The sequence below is a fragment of the Streptomyces sp. NPDC001480 genome (assembly GCF_042894725.1).
GTDB lineage: Bacteria > Actinomycetota > Actinomycetes > Streptomycetales > Streptomycetaceae > Streptomyces.
Map to the genome: position 1 here is coordinate 114,798 of NZ_JBIAVX010000015.1, position 23,925 is coordinate 138,722.

The window sequence follows — 23,925 nt, forward strand, 5'->3', positions numbered from 1 at the left end:
CGCTCCCCCGTACTGTTCGGGCATGGCCGATGATGCAGAGGCAGGTGCCGTCGCCGTCCGTTTGCGGGGGCTGTGGAAGCGGTTCGGGGAGCAGGTCGCCGTGGGCGGGATCGACCTGGAGCTGCCCGCCGGGCAGTTCATCGGGCTGGTCGGCCCCAACGGGGCGGGGAAGACCACCACCCTGTCCATGGTGACCGGGCTGCTGAGACCCGACGAGGGGTCCGTCGAGGTCGTCGGGCACGACGTGTGGCGGGACCCGGTGGCCGTGAAGGCACGGATCGGGGTACTGCCCGAGGGACTGCGCCTGTTCGAGCGGCTGTCCGGCTGGGAACTGCTCGGGTACGCGGGCCGGTTGCGGGGACTGCCCGGGGCCGAGGTGGACCGGCGGGCGGACCAGCTGCTGGACGTGCTCGACCTGGCGGGGGCCCGGCACAAACTCGTCGTCGACTACTCCACCGGCATGCGCAAGAAGATCGGGCTCGCCGCCGCGCTCCTGCACAACCCGGAAGTCCTCTTCCTCGACGAGCCGTTCGAGGGCGTCGACCCGGTGTCCGCGCAGACCATCCGGGGCGTCCTGGAGCGCTACACCGCCTCCGGCGCCACCGTCGTCTTCTCCTCCCACGTCATGGAGCTCGTCGAGTCGCTGTGCGACTGGGTCGCCGTCATGGCCGCGGGCCGCATCCGGGCCCACGGCCCACTGGCCGAGGTACGCGGCGGACACCCCACCCTGCAACAGGCGTTCCTCGAACTGGTCGGCGCCCGGGGACGGGACGCCGGGTCCGGTCTGGACTGGCTGGGCGGTGGAATCCGATGACCGGCGTCACCTCCACCGTCGTACGGCTGAAACTGTCCCTGCTGCGCGGCGGGCTGCGCCAGTCCGGTGGCCGGCGGGCCGCGTTCGTCGCGTCCGCCGTCGTCGCCCTCCTGTTCGGCGTGCTGCAACTGCTCGGCCTGCTCGCCCTGCGCGGCCACCCGCACACCGACGCCGTCGCCGTCCTGGGCACCGCCGTACTGGGCCTGGGCTGGGCGGTGATGCCGCTGTTCTTCCCCAGCGGCGACGAAACCCTCGACCCGACCCGCCTGGTCCTGCTCCCGCTCAGACCGCGCCCGCTGGTCCGGGCCCTGCTCGCGGCCTCCCTCGTCGGCATCGGGCCGCTGTTCACCCTGCTCGTGCTGACCGGCTGCGCGCTGTCCGTCGCGGACGGGGCGGTGGCGTACGGCGTCACCGTCGTCGCCGTCTGCCTCGCGCTCCTGGTGTGCGTGGCACTCGCGCGGGCCGTCGCCGCCGCCAACGTCCGCCTGCTGACCAGCCGCAAGGGCCGCGATCTGGCCGTGCTCAGTGGACTGGTCATCGCGATCGGCACACAGCTGGTCAACTTCGGTGCCCAGCACCTTGGTTCGGCCGGACTCGGGCGGCTCACGCCGGTGGCGGACGTACTGGGCTGGCTGCCGCCCGCGTCGGCGGTGGGCGCGGTACGGTCGGCGAGCGAGGGCTCGTACGGCACGGCGGTCGCCCAACTGCTGGTCAGCGGTGCCGCTTTGGCGCTGCTGCTCGCGGCGTGGGCACGCACCCTGACCCGGCTGATGGTCTCGCCCGACGGCTCCACCCTCCAGGCCGCCGACACCCGGACCCGTCAGCGGCGGCCGGCGAGCGGGCCCGCGCGCCTGCTGCCCGGCGGGCGCACCGGCACCGTCATGCGGCGCAGCCTGCGCTACGTCTGGCGCGACCCCAAGACCAAGGCCGCCTGGGTGACCTCGCTGGCCATCGGACTGATCGTGCCCGTGTTCAACGCCGCGCAGGGCACCGGATCGATCTACTTCGCCTGCTTCGCCGCCGGAATGCTCGGCATCCAGATGTACAACCAGTTCGGTCAGGACACCTCCGCGTTCTGGCTGGTCGCGCTCACGATCTCCGAGCCCAGGGACGCGTACGTGGAGCTGCGCGGGCGGGCACTGGCGCTGCTGGTGATCACCCTGCCGTACGCCACGCTCGTGACCGTGCTGACCACCGCGATCCTCGGCGACTGGCCCCGGCTGCCCGAGGCGCTCGGCCTGTCCTTCGCGCTGATCGGGGCGATGCTGGCGACCGGCGCGTGGACCTCGGCCCGCTTCCCGTACTCCATCCCGCAGGAGGGCTACAAGAACGTGGCCCCCGGGCAGGCGGGCCTCGCCTGGATCTCCATCTTCGGCGGCATGGTCGGCGCGGCCCTGCTGTGCGCCCCCGTCATCGCGACGACGATCTGGCTGAACGTCACCGCCGACGGCGACGCGTGGACCTGGCTCCTGCTCCCACTGGGCGCGGCCTACGGCACGGCGATCACCTGGGCAGGCCTGCACCTGGCGGCCCCGCGCACGGCGGCGAGGCTGCCGGAGATCTTGACGGCGGTGAGCAAGGGCTGACGGCACCTTTGGCGCCCCTGAGGGGCGCGGGGCTGTGTCGATATGCGGCTACCGCCGCGTGGGCGCGACAAGCCACAACGCACCGGCACTCGCCATGCGACAGCACCACGCAGACGAATGGGCCCTCAAACCCCGAGCACCGCATCAAGAAACGGCTCGATCGCCCCCCGCCAAGCCTCCGGCCGGTCATGGTGGACGAGATGCCCCGCGTCCGCGACCTCCGCGTACTTCCCGCGCGGCAGCACCCGGACCATCTCCTGCGCCTCCGCGCGCCCCAGCTCCCCGTCGAGCCCGCGCACCACCAGCGCGGGGCACTGGACCTGTGCGAGCTCCTCCCAGTGGGCGTCGTACACCCAGGTCTCGCGGGACTTGAGCATCTGCTCGGGCTCGAAGACCGGCCGCCAGCCGTCCGGCGTCTCGTGCATGACCTCCGCGTAGAACGCCCCCCGGCGGGGGTTCGGCCTTTCCACCCAGGGGTCGTCCTCGCCGAACCACTTGCGTACGTCGGCGAGCGTGGCGAAGGGGACGGGCCAGGACCTGAACCAGTCGGCCCACTCGCGCTGCGAGGCCGCGCCGAGCGCGGAGGCCCGCATGTCGCAGATGATCAGGCCGCGCACCAGATCGGGGCGCTTGGCGGCGAGCTGCCAGGCGGTGAGCGCGCCCATGGCGTGGCCGATGAGGACGGCGGGCGCGAGACCGAGCTGCTCGACGGCGGCCTCGGCGTCCTCGGTGTACGCGTCGCGGGTGTAGGCGGCCTGTGGGGGTTTCTCGCTCTGGCCGTGGCCGCGCTGGTCGAGCGCGACGGCGCGATGTCGCTCGGAGAGCCAGCGGGCGGTGGACGCCCAGTGCGAGGCGCGGCCCATCAGGCCGTGCAGTAACAGCACGCCGGGCTGGGTACGGTCGGAATCCGCTGAGGCCGGGTCGCCCTTGGGAGGGTCCGCGAACTCCCAGGCGGCGAGCCGTACACCGCCCGCTCCCGTCACATCGATGCGCCGTGCCATGGGTCTGGCCCCCCTAGCTCCGCTCGGACACCCGCACACTATCGAATAGCTATTCGAAAATTCCGTCTCTGCGGTCAACACCCCTCTATCGAGTGACACCCCTCAAGGAATGATCGCCGCCGCCCAGGGGATCTTCTCAGCGGGGGGCGGACCGCTCGGGGAAACCGGTCCGCGGGGAATGACCCTGAGAGCTCGGGGCTCCGGGTCAGCACAGGGGAGGACCGGCCCCGGCGCCAGACGGCGCCGGGGCCATCCCCTTGTCTGCGGCCGCATGCTCCCCGCCCCCTCAGGTCATATGCCTCGCGGCACAGCCTGGCACGCGAACGGTCCGCGCGCTGCGATTCGGCACAGACGGCCTCGACACCACCCACCGGACCGGCCGCTTCCGGACGGATCAGCGCTTACCGCCCGGCCGATCAGCACTCCAGGACGACCGGCCGCCTCCGGCGGACCAGCGCTTACCGGCGAACCGGCACCCGGCATCCGGCGAAAGACCCCAGCAGACCGGCCACAGCAGACCGGTTACGGCAGACCAGCTACGGCAGATCAGCGCTTCGCCACGAAAACATGGGACGCCACATCCGCCTCCAGCTCGGCCGCCTCACCGCCACTGCCGACCAGCACACCACCCGCCGCCTGCGTGACGCTCACCACCGAGCCCGGCTGCACACCCGCCCGGCGCAGCGTGTACATCAGCTGCGCGTCCGTCTGGATGGGCTCGCCGATCCGGCGCACCACGACCGTCTTGCCGTCCGCGCCCGCGTCCAGATCGGCGAGCGACACCATGCCCTCGTCCAGGAACGGATCGGCATGGTCCTTCTCGCCCAGCTCCTCCAGGCCCGGGATCGGATTGCCGTACGGCGACTCGGTCGGGTGACGCAGCAGCTCCAGCACGCGACGCTCCACGGCCTCGCTCATCACGTGCTCCCAGCGACACGCCTCCGCGTGCACCTGCTCCCACTCCAGGCCGATCACATCGACCAGCAGACACTCCGCGAGCCGGTGCTTGCGCATCACGCGCGTGGCCAGCCGACGCCCCTCGTCGGTCAGCTCCAGATGCCGGTCGCTGGCCACCGACACCAGACCGTCGCGCTCCATCCGCGCCACCGTCTGGCTCACCGTCGGCCCACTCTGGTCGAGCCGCTCGGCGATCCGGGCGCGCATCGGGACCACGCCTTCCTCCTCGAGCTCGAGGATGGTGCGGAGATACATCTCCGTGGTGTCGATCAGTCCGGACATACGTGCCCCTCGATTGCTTCTGCCGGAAGCTCACGGCTCACCGGCGCGTGCGCTGGCCCTGGACTCAATTCTGACGCATACCACTGACAACCGTGCCGCGCCGCCGAAACCCACACCCTGACGAGTACGCGTACTCGAGGCCGTCCGCGGGCCACCACGCCGTATTGACAGCACACTGGTCCAGACCGCACGGTGATCCGCGACACAGACGCTGCGAAGGGGCAACGCATGACCGACGGCACGCCGGCCGACCAGTTCTTCGACGCCGCCATCGGGCTGCTGCGCCGCGTCAAGGAGGAGGAGCCGCAGGCCATCGCCGCCGCCGGAACACTCCTCGCCGACACCGTCGAGGCGGGCGGCCGTCTGTTCGCCTTCGGCGCCGGCCACTCCTCGCTCGCCGCACAGGACGTCGTCTACCGCGCCGGCGGCCTCGCCCTGATGAACCTGCTCGCGGTCCCCGGCGTCGTCGGCGTCGACGTCACCCCCGCCACCCTCGGCTCCGCCCTGGAACGCGTCGACGGCCTCGCCGCCGCCGTCCTGGACACCTCACCCCTCCGCGCCGGCGACACCCTCGTGATCATCTCGCTCTCCGGCCGCAACGCCCTGCCCGTCGAGATGGCGGCGGGCGCCCGCGCCCTCGGCGTCAACGTCATCGGCGTGACCTCGCTCGCCTACACCACCGGGACCAAGTCCCGGCACACCTCAGGAACCTTCCTGAAGGACCACTGCGACATCGTCCTCGACTCCAAGATCGCCGTCGGCGACGCCGAACTCACCCTCGACACCGTCCCCGCGCCCTTCGCCCCCGCCTCCACCGTCGTCACCGCCGCCCTCCTCCAGGCGGTCATGGCCACGGCAGCCGCCACCCTCGCCGACCGGGGCGTCGAACCCCCGCTGCTGCGCTCCGGCAACGTCGACGGCGGCCTCGAATGGAACAGCCGGGTCATGGCGCAGTACGGCGACCGGATCTTCTACCGGCGCTGAGAGCGGTCGCGGCCGCCCGCGCTCACTCCTGCGCCGCCGCCCCCGTCACCCCGGCCAGATCCAGCGCCGCCGCGATCCGTACCGCCACATCCTCCGCGTACGTCGCGTCCGAGCGCTCGAAACGACTCCGGCCACGCCCCCGCAGGAACGTCACCACACCCAACGTCCGCCCCCGACTGCGCAGCACCGCGCACAGCGAATGCACACTGTCCGCGGGCCACTGCCGGGCCAGCGCCCACTCCCGGCTCCGCTCGGCCGGCACCTCACCGGCATCCGCCCGCACGGTCCCCGCGCGCTCCACGCACTGCAAGGCGGGATGCCCCTCCTCGTACCGCACGGGCAACCCGGCCGCCCCCGTCAGCAGACTGGGCCCCGGCGCCCCGGACGGCGTCGCCGCGAGCCGCACCAACCGCACCCGCGCGGACGCCTCCGCCTCCACCTCCGCCTCCGCGGACGCCTCCGCGGCCGGAGCAGCCGCGACCCGGTCGATCAGAGCATGGTCGGCGAACCCGGCCAGCGCGAAGTCCAGATGGACCGTGGCCGCCTCCGCCGGGTCCTCGCACTCGGCCGCCGCCCGCGCCGCCCGGTGCAGCTGATTGGTGCGGAAGCGCAGCAGCGCCGCCTCCTGCTCACCCTGCTTGGCCTCGGTGACGTCCTGGAACATCCAGCTCACCCCGAGCGGCACCGGCTCCTCCGCCAGCGGCGACGCCAGCCTCAGGAACCAGCTCCGCCAGCACCTGCGCCGCTCGCCCTCCGCGGTGCGCACACCCACCCACATCTCGGCGGGCGCCGGCGGCGCACCCTCGGCCAGCACATGCGTGAGCGCGCCCTCCAGCTCCTCCACGCCCTGCGAGAGCAGCTCCCCGATCGGCCGTCCCAGCACCGACGTACGCCCGATCCCCAACGCCCGCGCCGCGTGCGCGTTCACCACGGCGGGCCGGAGATCGGCGTCGACCAGCACGACCCCCCACGAGGCGTCCTCGAACAACGCCTCGCTCAACGCGATGGACCGCTCCAGATCGATCTGCGCGTGCACCTCGCTGAACGCGCAGTACACCCCCGCGGGCTTGCCGTCCGGTCCGCGCACGGCAGCCGACTGGGTCCGCACCAGGACCCGCCCGCCGTCCTTCGTCACCAACGCGAACTCGTGCACCTGCCGCCCCGGAGCCCGCATGGCCGACAACAGCCGCCCCTCGACCTCCTCGGCATCGGCACTGCGCACCGCCCAGCCCGCGAACCCCTTGCGCCCCACCGCCTCGGCGGCCGTCCAGCCCAGGATCCGCTCCGCCTCACGGTTCCAGTGCGTCACGACCCCGTCCGCGTCGAAAGCGCACAGGGCCGCGTCCATCCCGTCCAGCAGCGCGGCAAGCAGATCGGATCCGTCCCGCTCGGGCTCGCCGGGCCCCAGCTCATCGGTGGTCCCACTACGCCGGGAAGCACTCACCTGGACCCCCTGCAGGCTGTGTCCGCGGTTACGGCACGAAGGTTCGCTCACTCACCTTCATTCAACTCGAACGTGACGCAGCGCACACTTGGTTCCCACAAGATTGAAGGAATCGTTGTAGATCAACCCTCACTGGGAGAGTGCCCACCCCAAGGCCGATCCACTCGTCCCACTCGTCCGCGCGTACGCCTCGGTCTCGATCTTCATCCGGGGATCCGCCGGCAAAAAGTGGTTGATCGGGCGCCGAGCGGTTCTTAGGGTGTGGAGCACACGAGAAGGGAGGTGGTTCGGCAGATGTATGACAACCGGACGCGTGAGGTGGCTGCGGGCTAGCGGCCCGTCACCACATGAAGTGCGGTGCCGGACCGGCACGTGAGAAGCGTGCAGCCGGCCAATCCCAAGCAGTCACCCGACCCGCGAGCTCGCCGGTACGTCCGGCCGGCTCCCCCGCCGCAAGGCGGAGGGACCCGAGCTCGCGGGTCGCCTGCGTTTCGGGCCCCCAGGGGCTCAGGGACTGAGCCGCTCCACCCGCCAGCCGCCCTCCGGCTCGGCAACGTACCGCAGACGGTCGTGCAGGCGGTTCGCCCGGCCCTGCCAGAACTCCACCGACCGCGGGGCGACGCGGAAGCCGCCCCAGTTCGGCGGGACCGGGACCTGTTCGCCCTCGGGGTAGCGGTCGCCGAGCTCGGCGTAGGAGGCTTCCAGTTCGGCGCGGGAGTCGATCACCGAGGACTGGGCGCTGGCCCAGGCGCCGAGCTGGGAGCCGTGCGGGCGGGTGCGGAAGTAGGCGGCCGTCTCGTCGCGGCCGGTACGGACGGCGGTGCCGGTGACGATGACCTGGCGGGCGATCGGGTGCCACGGGAAGAGCAGGGAGACGTGCGGGTTCTCCGCGAGGTCGCGGGCCTTGCGGGAGTCGTAGTTGGTGAAGAAGACGAAGCCGTGGACGTCGTACTGCTTCATCAGGACCGTACGTGAACTGGGCCGACCGGCGGCGTCCGCGGTGGAGACGACCATGGCGTTCGGCTCGTGCAGCGTGCCCTGGAGGGTCGCCCGCGCCGCGTCCTCGAACCAGTGGGTGAACTGGTCCATCGGGTGCGGGGCCAGCTCGTGCTCGTCGAGACCCTCCGCCCGGTACTGCTTGCGCATCGCGGCGGGGTCACGGAAAGTGTCACGGTCGGTCACGTCACGGTCGGTCACGCGGTCATCTTGCCGTATCCACCTACCGTGTTGTGTGGCACTCAGTGCCGTACGGTCTCCCCATTGGTGGCACTCACCGATATCGTGCGAGTGGGACCGTGGAACCGTGACGGCTCATGCGCCGCAGAGCACCGCCGACCTCACGCACACCTCACTAGGAGCCGCCTGATGTCCGACTTCGTACCCGGGCTCGAAGGAGTCGTCGCGTTCGAGACGGAGATCGCCGAACCGGACAAGGAGGGCGGCGCCCTGCGGTACCGGGGCGTCGACATCGAGGACCTGGTCGGCCACGTCTCGTTCGGGAACGTCTGGGGGCTGCTCGTCGACGGCGCCTTCAACCCCGGCCTGCCGCCCGCCGAACCCTTCCCCATCCCCGTGCACTCCGGTGACATCCGCGTCGACGTGCAGTCCGCGCTCGCCATGCTCGCCCCCGTCTGGGGCCTCAAACCGCTCCTCGACATCGACGAGCGGCAGGCCCGCGACGACCTCGCCCGCGCCGCCGTGATGGCCCTGTCGTACGTCGCCCAGTCCGCGCGCGGCCAGGGGCTGCCCATGGTGCCGCAGCGGGAGATCGACAAGGCGCACTCCGTCGTCGAGCGGTTCATGATCCGCTGGCGCGGCGAGCCGGACCCCAAGCACGTCGCCGCCGTCGACGCCTACTGGACCTCCGCCGCCGAGCACGGCATGAACGCCTCCACCTTCACCGCCCGCGTCATCGCCTCCACCGGCGCCGACGTGGCCGCCGCGCTCTCCGGCGCGGTAGGCGCCATGTCCGGGCCGCTGCACGGCGGCGCGCCCTCCCGCGTGCTGCACATGATCGAGGAGATCGAGCGGACCGGGGACGCCGAGGCGTACGTCCGGCACGCCCTGGACCGTGGCGAGCGGCTGATGGGCTTCGGGCACCGGGTCTACCGGGCCGAGGACCCACGCGCGCGCGTGCTGCGCCGCACCGCCCGCGAGCTGGGCGCGCCCCGCTTCGAGATCGCCGAAGCGCTGGAGAAGGCGGCCCTGGAGGAGCTGCACAACCGGCGTCCGGACCGGGTGCTGGCCACCAACGTGGAGTTCTGGGCGGCGATCATCCTGGACTTCGCCGAGGTCCCGGCGCACATGTTCACGTCGATGTTCACCTGTGCCCGTACGGCCGGCTGGTCGGCGCACATCCTTGAGCAGAAGCGCACGGGACGGCTCGTGCGCCCCTCCGCGCGCTATGTGGGCCCGGGCCCGCGCGGCCCCCAGGAGATCGAGGGCTACGCGGCCATCGCGCACTGAGGCCGGGCCGGCCGGCATCACGGCGGCATCACGCGGGGCTGAGCAGCTCCGCGTGATGCCGTTCGGCGACCAGCGGGTGGGCGCGGAGCTTGCCCTTCAGCTCGTTGTAGCCGTACTCGGCGAACAGCGGGTTGGCCGGGTCGTCGGTGATGCCGGGCGCGCTGGAGGCGTGCGGGAAGGGCAGCGGCTCCACGCGCGCGTCCAGGCTCGGGTTGTAGAAGAACGGCACCGAGAAACGTTCGGTCGCGTGGGGCGGGCTGACGACGCGGTGGTTGGTGGCGATCAGGTAGCCGTTGGTGGCGACCTCCAGCAGCTCGCCCAGGTTGACCACGAAGGCGTCCTCCAGCGGCGGCACGTCGTGGAACAGCCCGTCCTCGCGCTGCACCTGTAGCCCGCCGACCGTGTCCTGCAACAGCAGGGTCAGGAAGCCGTAGTCCTTGTGCGCGCCGACACCCTGGTCGGTGCCGTCGCCCGCGCTGCCCGGGTAGCGGACGAGCTTGAGGTGCGGGTGCGCCCGTTCGCCGAAGACCGGGTCGTAGAAGTCCGCGGGCGCGCCGATCGCGGTGAGCAGTTCGTGCAGCAGCCGCTGTGCGACACCGCTCAGCTTCTCGATCCAGGCCAGGGCGGCGGTGCGCAGCTCGGGCAGGGCGGCGGGCCACTGGTTGGGCCCCTGGAGCCACCAGTACGCGGGCTCACCGGGCCCGGGGATCCGGGCCGGGCGCTCCGCCCCGATGTCGAGCTGGTCCCGCCAGTCCCGGGCGCCGGCGGTGCGCTCGTCGCCGGTGCGGGTGTAGCCCCGGAAGTGCGGGGAGCGGACGTTGTCCAGGGCGAGGCGGTCGGCCTCCGGCAGCGCGAAGAAGGCCCGCATCGCGGTGGTCAGCGCGTCGGTCTCGGCCCGGGTCACGCCGTGCCCGATGAGCTGGAAGAAGCCCACGTCGTGCGCGGCGCTGTGCAGCTGCGCGTGGAGCAGTTTCCGGGCCTGGGGGCCGCGGTCGGCGGCCGAGAGATCGATGATGGGGAGTTGCGCGTAGGACGACGGGTTCGCCGCCGTGCGCGTCACGGTGTGCGTCATGAGTGTGTCCGCGGGGTGTACGGGGGCACGGGCGGCCGCCGGGGTAGGGCGGAGCCCCGGTGCCGTGGGAAGGGTGAAGGGGGCTGTCTCAGGGTCCGGGTTCAGGCGGAACGCCGACAGCCCATGCTCGTGACGCGCACGTAGTCCACGTGCCGGCGTCGGACGAGCATCGGAAGCATGCGGACAGGGTACTGCGTGGTCAGCCCAGTGCCTCGTCCAGGATCTCCGCCCACTGCGCCACCACCCGTTCCCGTCGCCCCCGGTCGTCGGTGAGGAGGTTGGCGAGGCCCAGGCCGCGGGCCATGTCGAGGAGGCCCTGGACGGTTTCCCGGACGCCGGGGCGGGATTCGTCGGCGCCCAGGAGGTCCACGGCGATGCGGTGGGTCTCGCGGCCGACGCGGGTTTCGAGTTCGGTGACGCGGGGGCGGAGCTGGTCCTCGTCACAGGCCGCGACCCAGAGGTGGAGGGCGGCGCGGAAGAGGGGGCCGGTGTAGAGGTCGACGAGGGCACAGACGACGGCGCGGCGGTCGGTGGCGCCTTCGGGGAAGAGGGCGCGCAGGGCGGTGGAGCGTTCTTCGGCGACGTATTCGACGGCGGCGGTGAAGAGGTCCTCGCGGGTGCGGAAGTGGTGCTGGGCGGCGCCTCGGGAGACGCCGGCGCGTTCGGCGACGGCGGCGACCGTGGAGCCCGCCCAGCCGTGTTCGGCGAGACAGGCCACGGCGGCCTGGAGGAGCCGCTGCCGGGTGGCCCGGCTGCGGTCCTGTTTCGGGACGCGTTCGGCGGTACGTTCGGTTTGCGTTCCGGTTTGTTGTTCGTCTGTGCTCACAGAGCCCATGAGGGATCCCGTCGTTCCAGGAAGGCCGTCATCCCCTCGCGGGCCTGCGGGGAGGAGAACAGCCGGGCCGAGAGCGCGGTGAGGTCGGCCGCGTCCCGGTCGAAGGTTTCCAGCACCCTAGCTGTGAGCAGCTGTTTCGTCTCGGTGAGGCCTTGTGGGGAGGAACGGCGCAGGCCGTCCAGGACGGGTTCCAGTACGCCGTCGACGTCGTCGCCGGCCGCGGTCAGCAGGCCGAGCCGTACGGCTTCCGCCGCGTCGAAGCGTTCGCCGGTGAGGTAGTGGCGGGCGAGGGCGCGTGGGTCGGTGCGGGGCAGGACGGTGAGGGAGATGACGGCGGGGGCGACTCCGATGCGTACTTCGGTGAAGGCGAAGTCGGACCGGGTGGAGGCGGCGGCGATGTCGCAGGCGGCGAGCAGGCCGAGGCCGCCGGCGCGGACGTGTCCGGTGATCCGGGCGAGGACGGGTTTGCGGAGTTCGAGGATCTGCCGGAGCAGGGCGACCAGGGCGTCGGGGTGGGGTGGGTCGCGCAGGTCGGCGCCCGCGCAGAAGGTGGTGCCGGTGTGGGTGAGGACGACGGCCCGTACGTCGGTGTCCTTGGCGCAGTCGGTGAGGGCGTCGGCGAGTTCGCCGACGAGCGCGGCGGACAGGGCGTTGCGGGTGTCCGTCGAGTCGAGGCTGAGTGTCTCGATGCCACGCGCGTGCGTGCGTCCGATCGACGTCATGCTTCCTCCGTGAGTTCCCTGAGGTCCTGGGGTTCCCGGGGGTCCGGGAGCTCCCGCAGCTGGCGGCGGAGGATCTTGCCCGAGGCGGCCCGGGGGACTCCTTCGATGAAGGTGACGCGGCGGACGCGTTTGTAGGGAGCGACGCGTTCGGCGACGTACATCATCACTTCGCCCTCGGTGAGGTCGGGTGCGGTGGGCTGGCGGACGACGTGGGCGTGCGGGATTTCGTTGCCCTCGTCGTTGTGGGCGCCGACGACGGCCGCGTCCGCGATCCCGGGGTGGGTGAGGAGGAGGGCTTCGAGTTCGGCCGGGGCGACCTGGAAGCCCTTGTACTTGATGAGTTCCTTCACGCGGTCGACGACGAACAGCCAGCCGTCGGTGTCGGTGTGTCCGACGTCGCCGGTGTGCAGCCAGCCGTCGCGGTCGATCATCGCGGCGGTGGCGTCGGGCCGGCCGAGGTAGCCCTTCATGACCTGGGGTCCGCGGATGAGGATCTCGCCGGGTTCGCCGATGCCGAGGTCCTTGTCGGGGTCGTCGAGGGAGACGATGCGCATCTCGGTGCCGGCGATGAGCCTGCCGACGGTGCCGGGGGGCGCGTCGCGCATGGCGTCCAGGGGGACGACGTGGGTGCCCGGGGAGAGTTCCGTCATGCCGTAGGCCTGGCCGACCGGGGGCAGGCCCAGACGCTCGGAGCAGGCGGCGGCCAGGTCCGCGTCCAGGGGTGCGGCGGCGCTGATGACGTACTTCAGCGACGACAGGTCGTAGCGGGCGACGGCCGGGTGCTTGGCCAGGGCGAGCACGATCGGCGGGGCCACGTACAGGCCGGTGATGCGGTGGGTCTGGACGGCCGCGAGGAAGCTCTCCAGTTCGAAGCGGGGCAGGACGACGACGGTGGCGCCCTGGCGCAGGGGCGCGTTCATCAGCGCGGTCAGGCCGTAGATGTGGAAGAAGGGCAGTACGGCGAGGATGCGGTCGCCGGGTCCGGCGGGGACGGCGGGTTCGAGCTGGGCGAGGTTGGTGGCGATCTGCCGGTGGGTGAGCATCACGCCCTTGGGGACGCCGGTGGTGCCGGAGGAGTAGGGCAGGGCGGCGACGTCCTCGGCGGGGTCGATGTCGACGGCCGGTTCGGGGGCGGTCGTGGCGAGCATGTCGATGAGCGAGCGGTGTCCGCTCGCGGTGTCGCAGACGAATATCTCCTCGACTCCGCCGGCGAGTTCGGCGGCCCGGCGGGCGGTCTCCAGCAGCGGTGAGACGGTGATGATCCAGCGGGCGGCGCAGTCCCGCAGCTGTTTGGCGAACTCCTCGGCCGTGGCGAGCGGGTGCACGGTGGTGACGGTGGCTCCCGCGCGCGTGGCGGCGTAGAAGGCGGTCGGGAAGGCGATGGTGTTGGGGCTGTGCAGGGCGAGGACGTCGCCCTTGCGTACCCCGGCGTCTGCGAGGGCGGCGGCGAGGCGGCGGTGGAACCGGTCGAGCTGTTCGTAGGTGAGGGTGGTGCCGTCGGTGCCGTCGACGAGGGCGGGCAGGCCGCCGAACTCGGCGGCGCGGCCCAGGACTGCTTCGTGGATGGGGAGTTCGACGGCCGGGGTGTCTGCGTACTCGCTGCGGAACATGGTTCCTCCTCGCGCCGTGCCGAGTCAGTACGACTTGGGCAGGCCCAGGGTCTGGTGGGAGACGTAGTTGAGAATCATCTCCCGGCTCACCGGGGCAATACGAGCCACGCGTGCGGCGGTTATCAGGGAGGCGAGGCCGAATTCCCGGGTGAGGCCGTTCCCGCCGAGGGTGTGGACGGACTGGTCCACGGCCTTCACGCACGCCTCGCCCGCCGCGTACTTGGCCATGTTGGCGGCCTCGCCGGCGCCGGCGTCGTCCCCGGTGTCGTAGAGGTGGGCGGCCTTCTGCATCATCAGGCGGGCCAGTTCCAGGTCGATGTGCGCCTGGGCGAGGGGGTGGGCGATGGCCTGGTGGGCGCCGATGGGGGCTTTCCAGACGGTGCGTTCGCGGGCGTACTCGACGGCGCGGGCCAGCGCGTAGCGGCCCATGCCGATCGCGAACGCCGCCGTCATGATCCGTTCGGGGTTGAGTCCGGCGAACAGCTGGAGCAGCCCGGCGTCCTCGTCGCCGACGAGTGCCTCGGCGGGCAGCCGTACGTCGTCCATGACGAGCTCGAACTGCTTCTCGGCGGCGGTCAGCTCCATGTCGATGGGCCGGCGGGTGAAGCCTTCGGCGTCGCGCGGGACGATGAACAGGCAGGGTTTGAGGCTCCCGGTGCGGGCGTCTTCGGTGCGGCCGACGATCAGGACGGCGTCCGCCCTGTCTACGCCGGAGATGAAGACCTTGCGGCCGGTGAGCAGCCAGTCGGTGCCGTCGCGGCGGGCGGTGGTGGTGATGCGGTGGGAGTTGGATCCGGCGTCGGGTTCGGTGATGCCGAAGGCCATGAGCCGGGTGCCGTCGGCGATGCCGGGCAGCCAGGTCCGTTTCTGTTCGTCGGTGCCGAAGCGGGCGATGACGTTTCCGCAGATGGCCGGGGAGACGACGAGCATGAGGAGGGGGCAGCCGGCGGCGCCGAGTTCCTCCAGGATGATGGAGAGTTCGGTGATGCCGCCGCCTCCGCCGCCGTACTCCTCGGGGAGGTTGACCCCGAGGTAGCCGAGTTTGGCGGCCTCCGACCAGAGTTCCTCGGGGTGGCCGCCCCCGGCGACGACGCGGGTGATGTAGTCGCGGCCGTAACGCTTGCCGAGGGTGGCGACGGCGGCGCGCAGGGCGCCCTGCTCCTCGGTTTCCAGGGTGGTAGTCAACTGTCCTGAACCTCCTCCTGTGCGACCTTCGTGGCCTGTGCGACCTGTGTGGCCCGGGCGACCTCTACGGCCTGTACGACGGCGAGCAACGCGCCGACCTCCACCTGCTGTCCGGGCACGGCGTGCAGGGCGGTGAGCGTGCCGGTGGCCGGTGCCGCGATGCGGTGCTGCATCTTCATCGCCTCCAGCCAGATCAGCGGGTCTCCGGCCGTTACGGCGGCCCCCTCGGTGAGTCCTTCGGCGACGCGGACGACCGTGCCGGGCATGGGGGCGAGGAGGGAGCCGGGGGCGTGGTGGGCGGTGGGGTCGGGGAAACGGGGCAGGGCGGTGAGGGCGGTGGCGCCCACGTGGACCTGGTCGCCGTAGCGGGCCACCTCGAACTTCCTGCGTACGCCGTCCACTTCGAGTACGACGAGACGGGCGTCCGCGTGCACGACCCGGACCCCGTCCGCGGTCAGGCCCTCCCGTGTGTGCCGGTAGCGGACCTCGTGCTCCTCGCCCGCCATCAGGTAGCGCTTGGTCTGCGGCTGCGAGGGCAGGTTGCGCCAGCCGCCGAAGCGGGAGCGGCCGTGGGCGTCGGCGAGGGCGGCGGCCAGGGGGGCGTACGGGTCGGCGGTGGGCGGGGTGAGGGCGGTGCGGTGGCGGTCGTAGAAGCCGGTGTCCATGCGGCCCGTGGTGAACTCCTCGTGCCGCAGGGAGCGGGCGAGGAGGTCGCGGTTGGTGACCGGGCCGTGGACCGTCGCCCGGTCCAGGGCGCCGGCGAGGGCGCGGATCGCCTCCGCGCGCGTGGGGGCGTGGGTGACGAGCTTGGCGAGCATCGGGTCGTAGTGGACGCCGATCGTGTCGCCGTCGGCGTAACCGGTGTCGAGGCGGACGCCCTCGGGTACGGCGAGGCGGTGCAGGGTGCCGGTCTGCGGGGCCCAGTCGCGGGCGGGGTCCTCGGCGTAGAGGCGGGCCTCGACGGCGTGGCCGCGCGCGGGGGGCGGCTCGGTCTCCAGGGCGTGGCCCTCGGCGACGCGGATCTGGAGGGCGACGAGGTCGACGCCGAACACGGCCTCGGTGACGGGGTGCTCGACCTGGAGGCGGGTGTTCATCTCCAGGAAGTGGGCCTTGCCGTCGGCGACCAGGAACTCGACGGTCCCGGCGCCGACGTAGGACACGGAGCGGGCGACGCGCACCGCCATCTCGTACAGCTCACCGGTGAGTCGGGAATTCAAACCCGGTGCCGGGGCCTCCTCGATCACCTTCTGGTGGCGGCGCTGGAGGGAGCAGTCTCGCGTGCCGAGTGTCCACACCGTGCCGTGGGTGTCGGCGAGGATCTGCACCTCGACGTGCCGCCCGTTCTCCACGTACGTCTCGACGAAGACCTCGCCGTCGCCGAAGGCGCTCGCCGCCTCCGCGCGCGCGGCGGCCAGTTCGGCGTCCAGGTCGGCGAGCCGCCGCACGACCCGCATCCCGCGCCCGCCGCCGCCCGCCGCGGCCTTGACCAGCACCGGCAGGTCGGCCTCGGTGACCTCGCCGAGGGGCGCGAGGCCCATGAGCTCCTTGGCGCGCGTCTTGGACGCCATCGCCTCGATGGCCTGCGGCGGCGGCCCGATCCACACCAGGCCCGCGTCCAGGACGGCACGCGCGAAGTCGGCGTTCTCGGAGAGGAAGCCGTAGCCCGGGTGCACGGCGTCGGCGCCGGCCGCGACGGCGGCCTTCACGATCAGGTCGCCACGCAGATACGTCTCGGCGGGCGCCGCGCCCGGCAGCCGTACGGCCGTGTCGGCCACGCGCGCGTGGAGGGCGTTCTCGTCGGGGTCCGAGTGCACGGCGACCGTCCGGATTCCCAACTCACGGCAGGTGCGGAACACACGGCAGGCGATCTCGCCCCGGTTGGCGACGAGCACAGAAGTGATCACTTGTGGTCCCTCACATCCGGAAGACGCCGAATCCACCCCGCGCCCCCTCGTAGGCGGCCGTGTGGATCGCGGACAGGCACAGGCCGAGGACGGTGCGGGTGTCGCGGGGGTCGATGACGCCGTCGTCGTACAGCCGCCCGGACAGGAACATCGGCAGCGACTCGGACTCGATCTGCTGCTCCACCATGGCGCGCAGCGCGGCGTCCGCGTCCTCGTCGTAGGGCTGGCCCTTCGCGACGGCCGACTGGCGGGCGACGATCGACAGCACGCCCGCGAGCTGCTGCGGACCCATCACGGCCGACTTGGCGCTGGGCCATGCGAACAGGAAACGGGGGTCGTAGGCGCGCCCGCACATGCCGTAGTGCCCGGCACCGTAGGAGGCGCCCATGAGGACGGACAGGTGCGGCACCCGGGAGTTGCTGACCGCGTTGATCATCATCGAGCCGTGCTTGATGATCCCGCCCTGTTCGTACTCCCGGCCGACCATGTAGCCGGTGGTGTTGTGCAGGAAGAGGAGGGGGATGTCCCGCTGGTTGGCGAGCTGGATGAACTGGGCCGCCTTCTGCGACTCCTCGCTGAACAGCACGCCCTGCGCGTTGGCCAGGATCCCCACCGGGTAGCCGTGCAGGGCCGCCCAGCCGGTCGTGAGGCTGGTCCCGTACAGCGGTTTGAACTCGTCGAAGTCGGAGGCGTCGACGAGCCGGGCGATGACCTCGCGCGGGTCGAAGGGGGTCTTGAGGTCGCCCGGGACGATCCCGAGGAGTTCCTCGGGGTCGTACTTGGGCGGCTCGGCGGGGCCGGGGTCGGGGTGGGCCTTGTGGTGGTTGAGCCGGGCCACGACCCGCCGGGCCTGCCGCAGGGCGTCCTGCTCGTCGACGGCGAAGTAGTCCGCGAGGCCCGACACGCGCGCGTGCATCTCGGCGCCGCCCAGCGACTCGTCGTCGCTCTCCTCCCCGGTCGCCATCTTCACCAGCGGCGGCCCGCCCAGGAAGACCTTCGCCCGCTCCCTGACCATGATCACGTGGTCGGACATGCCCGGAATGTAGGCACCGCCGGCGGTGGAGTTGCCGAAGACGACGGCGACGGTCGGGATCCCGGCGGCCGACAGCCGGGTCAGGTCCCGGAAGATCGCGCCCCCGGGGATGAAGATCTCCTTCTGGGAGGGCAGGTCCGCGCCCCCGGACTCGACCAAGCTGATGCAGGGCAGCCGGTTGGCGAGCGCGATGTCGTTGGCTCTCAGGGCCTTCTTCAGGCTCCACGGGTTGCTGGCGCCGCCGCGCACGGTCGGGTCGTTGGCGGTGATCAGGCACTCCACGCCCGCGACGACCCCGATGCCGGTGACGAGGGAGGCGCCGACGGCGTACTCACTCCCCCAGGCCGCCAGCGGCGACAGCTCCAGGAACGGCGTGTCCGGGTCGAGGAGCAGCTCGATCCGCTCCCGGGCGAGCAGCTTGCCCCGCTCGCGGTGCCGCCGCACGTACTTCTCGCCGCCGCCCGCGAGGGCCTTGGCGTGCTCGGCGTCCAGGTCGGCGAGCTTGGCGAGCATGGCCTCGCGGTTCGCCGTGTAGTCGGGGCTCTGGGTGTCCAGGGCGGACGGGACGACCGTCACAGGAGGGCCTCCGGGATGTCCAGGTGCCGGGAGCGCAACCACTCGCCGAGCGCCTTGGCCTGCGGATCGAAACGGTGCTGGGCGGCGACCCCTTCGCCGAGGAGACCCTCGACGACGAAGTTGAGCGCGCGGAGGTCGGGCAGGACGTGCCGGGTGACGGGCAGGTCGCGGCTCTCCGGGATCAGCTCCCGGAACCGCTCGACCGTCAGCGTGTGCGCGAGCCACCGCCAGGCCTCGTCCGTGCGCACCCAGACGCCGACGTTGGCGTTGCCGCCCTTGTCACCGCTGCGGGCGCCGGCGACGAGGCCGAGGGGGGCGCGTCGGGTGGGGCCGGACGGGAGGGGGGCCGGGAGGGGCGGTTGCGGCACGTCGTCGAGTACCCGGGTTTCGTGGGCCGGGAGCACGGGGACGCGGCGCCCGTCGTGGAGGACGGCCACATGGTCGGCATCCGTCTGGGGCACGTACGCATCCTCGAAGACTCCATAGGGCGAGCCCTTTCCGGGTGGCGCGAGCACATGGAAGCCGGGGTAGCTCGCGAGCGCCAGCTCGACGGCGGCTCCGCTGAGCGCCCGCCCCACGACCTCCTGGTCCGGGTCGCGTACGACGAGCCGGAGCAGCGCGCCGGCCGTCTCCTCGGTGTCGGCGTCGGGGCGGTCGGTGCGGACGAGTTCCCACCGGATGCCCGCGGGCGGGGACTTGGCGAGCGCGTCGGTCATCTGCGCCCGCACCAGCTCGGCCTTCGCCTCGACGTCGAGTCCCGTGAGCACGAAGACGACCTCGTTGCGGAAGCCGCCGAGCCGGTTGCGGCCGACCTTGAGCGTCGGGGGCGGGGCCTCGCCGCGCACTCCCTCGACACGGACGCGGTCCGGGCCCTCCTGGGTGAGCCGTACGGTGTCCAGCCGGGCGGTGACGTCGGGCCCGGCGTACCGGGCGCCGCCCGTCTCGTACAGCAGCTGGGCGGTGACCGTGCCGACGTCGACGAAACCGCCGGTGCCGGGGTGCTTGGTGATGACGCTGGTGCCGTCCTCGTGGATCTCGGCGAGCGGGAAGCCGGGGCGGCGGACGTCCCGGCCGGACCCGGCGAAGAACGCGTAGTTGCCGCCGGTGGCCTGCGCCCCGCACTCCAGGATGTGACCGGCGACGACGGCGCCCGCGAGCCGGTCGTGGTCGGCCGGCCGCCAGCCGAAGTGGGCGGCGGCCGGCCCGGTGACGAGGGCCGCGTCGGTGACCCGCCCGGTGACCACGACGTCGGCGCCTTCCCGCAGGCAGGCGGCGATACCGAAGCCGCCGAGGTAGGCGTGGGCGGCGAGGCTGTCCGGATACCGGCCCTTGAGGTCGTCGCCCTCGACGTGGGCTACACGGGTGGGGACGCCCAGGCGGTCGGCCAGCTTCCGTACGGCATCGGCGAGTCCGGTGGGGTTGAGCCCGCCCGCGTTGGCGACGATCCGGACGCCGCGCTCGTGGGCGAGACCGAGGCACTCCTCCAGCTGGCGCAGGAACGTGCGGGCGTAACCGGCGGCGGGGTCCTTGAGGCGGTCCCGGCCGAGGATGAGCATGGTCAGCTCGGCGAGGTAGTCGCCGGTGAGGACGTCGAGTTCGCCGCCGGTGAGCATCTCGCGCATGGCGTCGAAGCGGTCGCCGTAGAAGCCGGAGGCGTTGCCCACGCGCAGGGTCACGCGGTGCCGCCCTTCGGGGTGCGGCCGGGGCCGGGCGGGCCCGCGAAGGCCTGGGCGATGTCCAGCCAGCGGTCGGCGTCGGGGCCGACGGCCCGCAGCGCCAGATCGGTGCGGTGCGCGCGTTGGGTGACCAGGAGGCAGAAGTCGAAGGCCGGCCCGGTGACGCGGTCGGTGGCCTCCTCGGGGCCGTACGTCCACAACTCGCCGGACGGCGCGGTCAGTTCGACACGGAAATCCTCGAACGGCGCGGGCAGTCCGTGCACGCCGAAGGCGAAGTCACGGGTGCGGACGCCGAGGCGGACGATGTGCCGGAGCCGGTCGGTGGGGGCGCGCGACACGCCCAGCGCGTCCGCGATGTCCAGGCCGTGCGCCCAGGTCTCCATCAGACGGGCGGTGGCCATGGAGGCGACCGACATAGGGGGCCCGTACCAGGGGAAACGCGCCCGCGCGGGCGCCGCGCGCAGCGCCTCCGCCAGGGCCTCGCGCCCGGCCCGCCAGTCCGCGAGCAGCTGCGCGGGGGGCTTGGCGGCCCCGTCCTCCGCCCCGTTGTCCACGAAGTCCCCGGGCTCGGCCAGCGCCTTCTCGACCTCGCGGGCGAAGGCGTCCTGATCGGTCACGGCGAGCAGGGAGGAGTGGTCGGTCCAGGCGAGGTGGGCGATCTGGTGGGCGACGGTCCAGGGGGGCGCCGGGGTGGCGAGGGCCCACTGTTCGGGCTCCAACTCGGCTACCAGCCGGTCGAGTTCGTCGCTCTCGGCACACAGATCATCGATCACGGGCGTCGGGTCGGCCATGCGGGGAGCATGGCAGTGGCGGTGGAAACAATCAAGCGTGCTTGCATGAATTTGTTATCCGACGGCCCGGAGGCCCGGAGGCCCGACGACTCGACACGTTCGCCGTCGCCGCCCCCGTTCCCCGTCTTCCGTCCTCTGTCCTCTGTCCTCTGTCCTCTGTCCTCTGTCACACCGCCTCGACCGGCGGATAGACCGGCGCCCACATCACCTCGCGCACGGCCGCTTCCACGTCCTTCAGGTCGGCCCGGGCGACGTCGTCCTCCGCCGCGGCCGTGGCCACCGCGGCGGCGACCGCCGTGGAGGTGGCGCGCAGGTCGCGGACGGGAGGGAGTACGGGCGCGCCCGGGTCGGTCACGTCCGTCTGCCGCGCGACCGCGTCCGCCGCCGCCCGCAGCATGCGGTCGGTGACGTGGGAGGCCTGGGCGACGATCGCGCCGAGGCCGAGGCCGGGGAAGACGAGGGCGTTGTTGGCCTGTCCGATGTGATACGTCGTGCCGCCGTGTTCCACCGGGTCGAAGGGGCTGCCCGTGGCGACGAGGGCCTTGCCGTCGGTCCAGGCGAGGAGGTCGGCGGGCTCGGCCTCGGACAGGTCGGTCGGGTTGGAGAGCGGGAGGATGATCGGGCGGTCCGTGTGCCGGGCCATCTCGCGGACGACGGTCTCGGTGAAGGCGCCGCCCTGGCCGGAGGTGCCGACGAGGATGGTGGGGCGGACCCGGCGGACGACCTCGTCCAGCGGGATGCCGGGCAGGTCGTCGTCGCGCCGCCAGTCGGAGACCTCGTCGGCGGGGCGGGCGAAGGGCACCTGGAAGTCGCGGAGCTTGTCGCCCTGGTCGTCGGTGAGCAGGCCGTAGCGGTCGACGCACCAGAAGCGGGCGGTGGCCTCGTCCGCCGACAGGCCCTCCGAGACCAGGGCGTCGTGGAGCTGGTCGGCGATGCCGATGCCCGCGCTGCCCGCGCCGAAGACGACGATGCGGTGCTCGCGCAGGGGCATGCCGCTGGCCTTGGCGCCGGAGAGGACGGCGGCGAGATTGACGGCGCCGGTGCCCTGGATGTCGTCGTTGAAGGTGAAGACGTGGTCGCGGTAGTGGTTGAGGATGCGGCGGGCGTTGGCGGGGCCGAAGTCCTCCCAGTGCAGCAGGGCCCGGGGGAAGAGCTTGGTGGCGGTGGTGACGTAGGCGTCGATGAAGGCGTCGTAGGTGTCGCGGTCGACGCGGGGATGCCGGTTGCCGAGGTAGAGGGGGTCGTCGAGGAGCTCCTGGCGGTTGGTGCCGACGTCGAGCATGACGGCCAGGGTGCGGCGCGGGTCGACGCCGACGGCGGCCGTGTAGACGGCGAGCTTGCCGACGGCGATGTCGATGCCGCCGACGCCCCAGTCGCCGATGCCCAGGATGGCCTCGCCGTCGGTGGCGACGATCAGGTCGACGTCGTCGGCGCCGAGGCCCGCGGCCCGCAGCGAGCGCTCGATGTCGTCGGGCGCGTCGACGGACAGGTACACCCCTCGCGGGCGCCGGTACTCGTAGCTGTAGCGCTTGATGGCCGTGCCCACGGTCGGGGTGTAGACGATGGGCAGCATCTCCTCGAGGTGGTCGCTGACGAGCCGGTAGAACAGCACCTCGTTGCGGTCGTGCAGGGCGGTCAGGTTGACGCTCCGGGCGAGGTCGTCCGGCTGCTCGCGGAACTGGGCGTAGGCGCGGTCGGCCTGCTCGTCCTGGGTGAGCACGTGTGGCGGCACCAGTCCGACCAGGTCCAGGGCCCGGCGTTCCTCCTCGGTGAACGCGGTGCCCCGGTTGAGCCGCGGGTCACTGAGGACGGCCCTGCCGCGGGCCGTGATCTTCAGAGGCTTGTGTGTGGTGTCCCGTTCGGACGTCATGGGGCCTCCTGCCGGAAGGTTTGCGCCGGTGGCTGTCCTTGTCGCCTTTCCGTCCAGCTCTGTCCCAATCAGGAGTGTGACGGACCGCGTGCGAGCCCGCCCCGGCGCCCGCGGCCGTTCAGGCGCCCGCGGCCGTTCAGGCGTCCGGCGCCACCGTCTCGCGCCGCCCCACCTGCGTGCGTACCGCGCCCATGCTCGCCGCGACGACCAGGGCGATGGCGAGTGCCTGGAGGGGGGCGAGGGCCTGGTCGAGGATCAGGAAGCCGGCCGTCGCGGCGATGGCCGGTTCCAGGCTCATGAGGATGGCGAAGGTGGAGGCGGGGAGGCGGCGCAGGGCGAGGAGTTCGAGGGTGTACGGGAGGACGGAGGAGAGGACCGCGACCGCCGAGCCCAGGCCGAGCGTCACCGGGTCGAGGAGCTTGCCGCCCGACTCGGCGACGCCCAGCGGCAGGAACAGCAGCGCCGCCACCGCCATGGCCAGCGCCAGCCCGTCCGCCTGCGGGAAGCGGCGGCCCGTACGCGCGCTGAAGACGATGTACGCCGCCCACATCGACCCCGCGCCCAGCGCGAAGGCGACGCCCACCAGGTCGAGGTCGCCGAAGCCTCCGCCGCCGAGGAGGAACACGCCGAGGAGGGCCAGACCGGCCCAGACCGCGTTGACGGCGCGGCGGGACGCCAGGACGGAGAGGGTGAGGGGGCCGAGGACCTCGAGGGTGACGGCGGCGCCCAGCGGGATGCGGGCCACCGCCTCGTAGAAGAGGCCGTTCATCGCACCCATCGTGATGCCGAAGACGATCACCGTGCCCCAGTCGGTGCGCGAGTGGCCCCGCAACCGGGGGCGGCAGACGATCAGCAGGACCAGCGCCGCCGCGAGCAGCCGCAGCGTCACCACGCCGAGCGCGCCGGCCCGGGGCATCAGGGTCACGGCGACGGCGGCGCCGAACTGCACGGAGACGCCTCCGGCCAGCACCAGCCCGACCGGCCCGAGCGAACCGGACCGGCGGGGGCCACCGCCACCGGACCCGGAGACGACGGGTGGGGACGAGGGAGTGGCGGCGCGGGAGGTGCTCACGGGCGGTCCTGGGGCTGGTTCGGATCAGAGGCGACCCTGATCGTT

Annotated in this window: 19 protein-coding genes; 4 read left to right on the plus strand and 15 right to left on the minus strand. The window is 72.4% G+C overall.

From position 1 onward, the window contains the following. Positions 1–22 precede the first annotated feature (22 nt). Positions 23–814: an ABC transporter ATP-binding protein gene (locus ACFY01_RS33070; protein WP_390739441.1), complete on the plus strand. Its 792-nt coding sequence runs from the start codon at positions 23–25 to the stop codon at positions 812–814. Further along, positions 811–2,400 carry a transporter gene (locus ACFY01_RS33075; RefSeq protein WP_390739442.1) on the plus strand — a complete coding sequence of 530 codons (1,590 nt, stop codon included), beginning with the start codon at positions 811–813 and terminating at the stop codon, positions 2,398–2,400. The genes ACFY01_RS33070 and ACFY01_RS33075 overlap by 4 nt, the downstream gene beginning before the upstream one ends. A 125-nt stretch (positions 2,401–2,525) precedes the next feature. Here ACFY01_RS33075 and ACFY01_RS33080 read toward each other — a convergent pair whose 3' ends face one another. Next, a complete protein-coding gene (locus ACFY01_RS33080; RefSeq protein ID WP_390739443.1) occupies positions 2,526–3,401 on the minus strand; it encodes an alpha/beta fold hydrolase in 876 nt (291 codons plus the stop codon). 546 nt (positions 3,402–3,947) lie between these two features. Next, complete coding sequence (locus ACFY01_RS33085) at positions 3,948–4,640, minus strand: metal-dependent transcriptional regulator (RefSeq protein ID WP_361442796.1); 693 nt, start codon at positions 4,638–4,640, stop codon at positions 3,948–3,950. A gap of 228 nt (positions 4,641–4,868) precedes the next feature. Between ACFY01_RS33085 and ACFY01_RS33090 the strand changes: the two genes are divergently transcribed. Then, the gene (locus tag ACFY01_RS33090) at positions 4,869–5,624 is read left to right on the plus strand and encodes an SIS domain-containing protein (protein ID WP_390739444.1); all 756 of its coding nucleotides are present in this window, start codon (positions 4,869–4,871) and stop codon (positions 5,622–5,624) included. A 22-nt stretch (positions 5,625–5,646) separates the two neighbouring features. On the opposite strand, the gene ACFY01_RS33095 is transcribed toward ACFY01_RS33090, so the two are convergent. Together ACFY01_RS33095 and pdxH are read right to left on the minus strand one after the other, a co-directional pair. After that, a complete protein-coding gene (locus tag ACFY01_RS33095) occupies positions 5,647–7,068 on the minus strand; it encodes a PAS domain-containing protein (protein ID WP_390739445.1) in 1,422 nt (473 codons plus the stop codon). A 507-nt stretch (positions 7,069–7,575) separates the two neighbouring features. Further along, positions 7,576–8,214, minus strand: coding sequence for a pyridoxamine 5'-phosphate oxidase (gene pdxH, locus ACFY01_RS33100; RefSeq protein ID WP_390739560.1), 639 nt, complete (start codon positions 8,212–8,214; stop codon positions 7,576–7,578). Positions 8,215–8,433: 219 nt separating this feature from the next. On the opposite strand from pdxH, the gene ACFY01_RS33105 reads away from it, so the two are divergent. Further along, a complete protein-coding gene (locus ACFY01_RS33105; protein WP_390739446.1) occupies positions 8,434–9,534 on the plus strand; it encodes a citrate synthase 2 in 1,101 nt (366 codons plus the stop codon). 28 nt (positions 9,535–9,562) lie between these two features. Here ACFY01_RS33105 and ACFY01_RS33110 read toward each other — a convergent pair whose 3' ends face one another. From ACFY01_RS33110 to ACFY01_RS33160, 11 genes are all read right to left on the minus strand, one after another. Further along, positions 9,563–10,606: an isopenicillin N synthase family dioxygenase gene (locus ACFY01_RS33110; protein ID WP_390739447.1), complete on the minus strand. Its 1,044-nt coding sequence runs from the start codon at positions 10,604–10,606 to the stop codon at positions 9,563–9,565. 199 nt (positions 10,607–10,805) lie between these two features. Beyond that, positions 10,806–11,441: a TetR/AcrR family transcriptional regulator gene (locus ACFY01_RS33115; protein WP_390739448.1), complete on the minus strand. Its 636-nt coding sequence runs from the start codon at positions 11,439–11,441 to the stop codon at positions 10,806–10,808. Next, positions 11,429–12,163 (minus strand): enoyl-CoA hydratase family protein, encoded by a 735-nt coding sequence (locus ACFY01_RS33120; RefSeq protein ID WP_390739449.1) that lies wholly within the window; start codon positions 12,161–12,163, stop codon positions 11,429–11,431. Before ACFY01_RS33120 ends, ACFY01_RS33115 begins: the two co-directional genes overlap by 13 nt. Then, positions 12,160–13,773, minus strand: coding sequence for a 4-coumarate--CoA ligase family protein (locus ACFY01_RS33125; RefSeq protein WP_390739450.1), 1,614 nt, complete (start codon positions 13,771–13,773; stop codon positions 12,160–12,162). The genes ACFY01_RS33120 and ACFY01_RS33125 overlap by 4 nt, the downstream gene beginning before the upstream one ends. Positions 13,774–13,797: 24 nt before the next feature. Next, a complete protein-coding gene (locus tag ACFY01_RS33130; RefSeq protein WP_390739451.1) occupies positions 13,798–14,958 on the minus strand; it encodes an acyl-CoA dehydrogenase family protein in 1,161 nt (386 codons plus the stop codon). Next, the gene (locus tag ACFY01_RS33135) at positions 14,955–16,862 is read right to left on the minus strand and encodes a biotin carboxylase N-terminal domain-containing protein (protein WP_390739452.1); all 1,908 of its coding nucleotides are present in this window, start codon (positions 16,860–16,862) and stop codon (positions 14,955–14,957) included. Before ACFY01_RS33135 ends, ACFY01_RS33130 begins: the two co-directional genes overlap by 4 nt. 10 nt (positions 16,863–16,872) lie before the next feature. Beyond that, positions 16,873–18,471 carry an acyl-CoA carboxylase subunit beta gene (locus tag ACFY01_RS33140; RefSeq protein WP_390739453.1) on the minus strand — a complete coding sequence of 533 codons (1,599 nt, stop codon included), beginning with the start codon at positions 18,469–18,471 and terminating at the stop codon, positions 16,873–16,875. Then, positions 18,468–20,147: an acyclic terpene utilization AtuA family protein gene (locus ACFY01_RS33145; RefSeq protein ID WP_390739454.1), complete on the minus strand. Its 1,680-nt coding sequence runs from the start codon at positions 20,145–20,147 to the stop codon at positions 18,468–18,470. Before ACFY01_RS33145 ends, ACFY01_RS33140 begins: the two co-directional genes overlap by 4 nt. Further along, a complete protein-coding gene (locus ACFY01_RS33150) occupies positions 20,144–20,938 on the minus strand; it encodes a TIGR03084 family metal-binding protein (protein ID WP_390739455.1) in 795 nt (264 codons plus the stop codon). The genes ACFY01_RS33145 and ACFY01_RS33150 overlap by 4 nt, the downstream gene beginning before the upstream one ends. A 166-nt stretch (positions 20,939–21,104) precedes the next feature. Then, positions 21,105–22,808 (minus strand): NAD-dependent malic enzyme, encoded by a 1,704-nt coding sequence (locus ACFY01_RS33155; protein WP_390739456.1) that lies wholly within the window; start codon positions 22,806–22,808, stop codon positions 21,105–21,107. Between the two features lie 136 nt (positions 22,809–22,944). Beyond that, a complete protein-coding gene (locus ACFY01_RS33160; protein WP_390739457.1) occupies positions 22,945–23,880 on the minus strand; it encodes a DMT family transporter in 936 nt (311 codons plus the stop codon). Between the last annotated feature and the right edge of the window lie 45 nt (positions 23,881–23,925).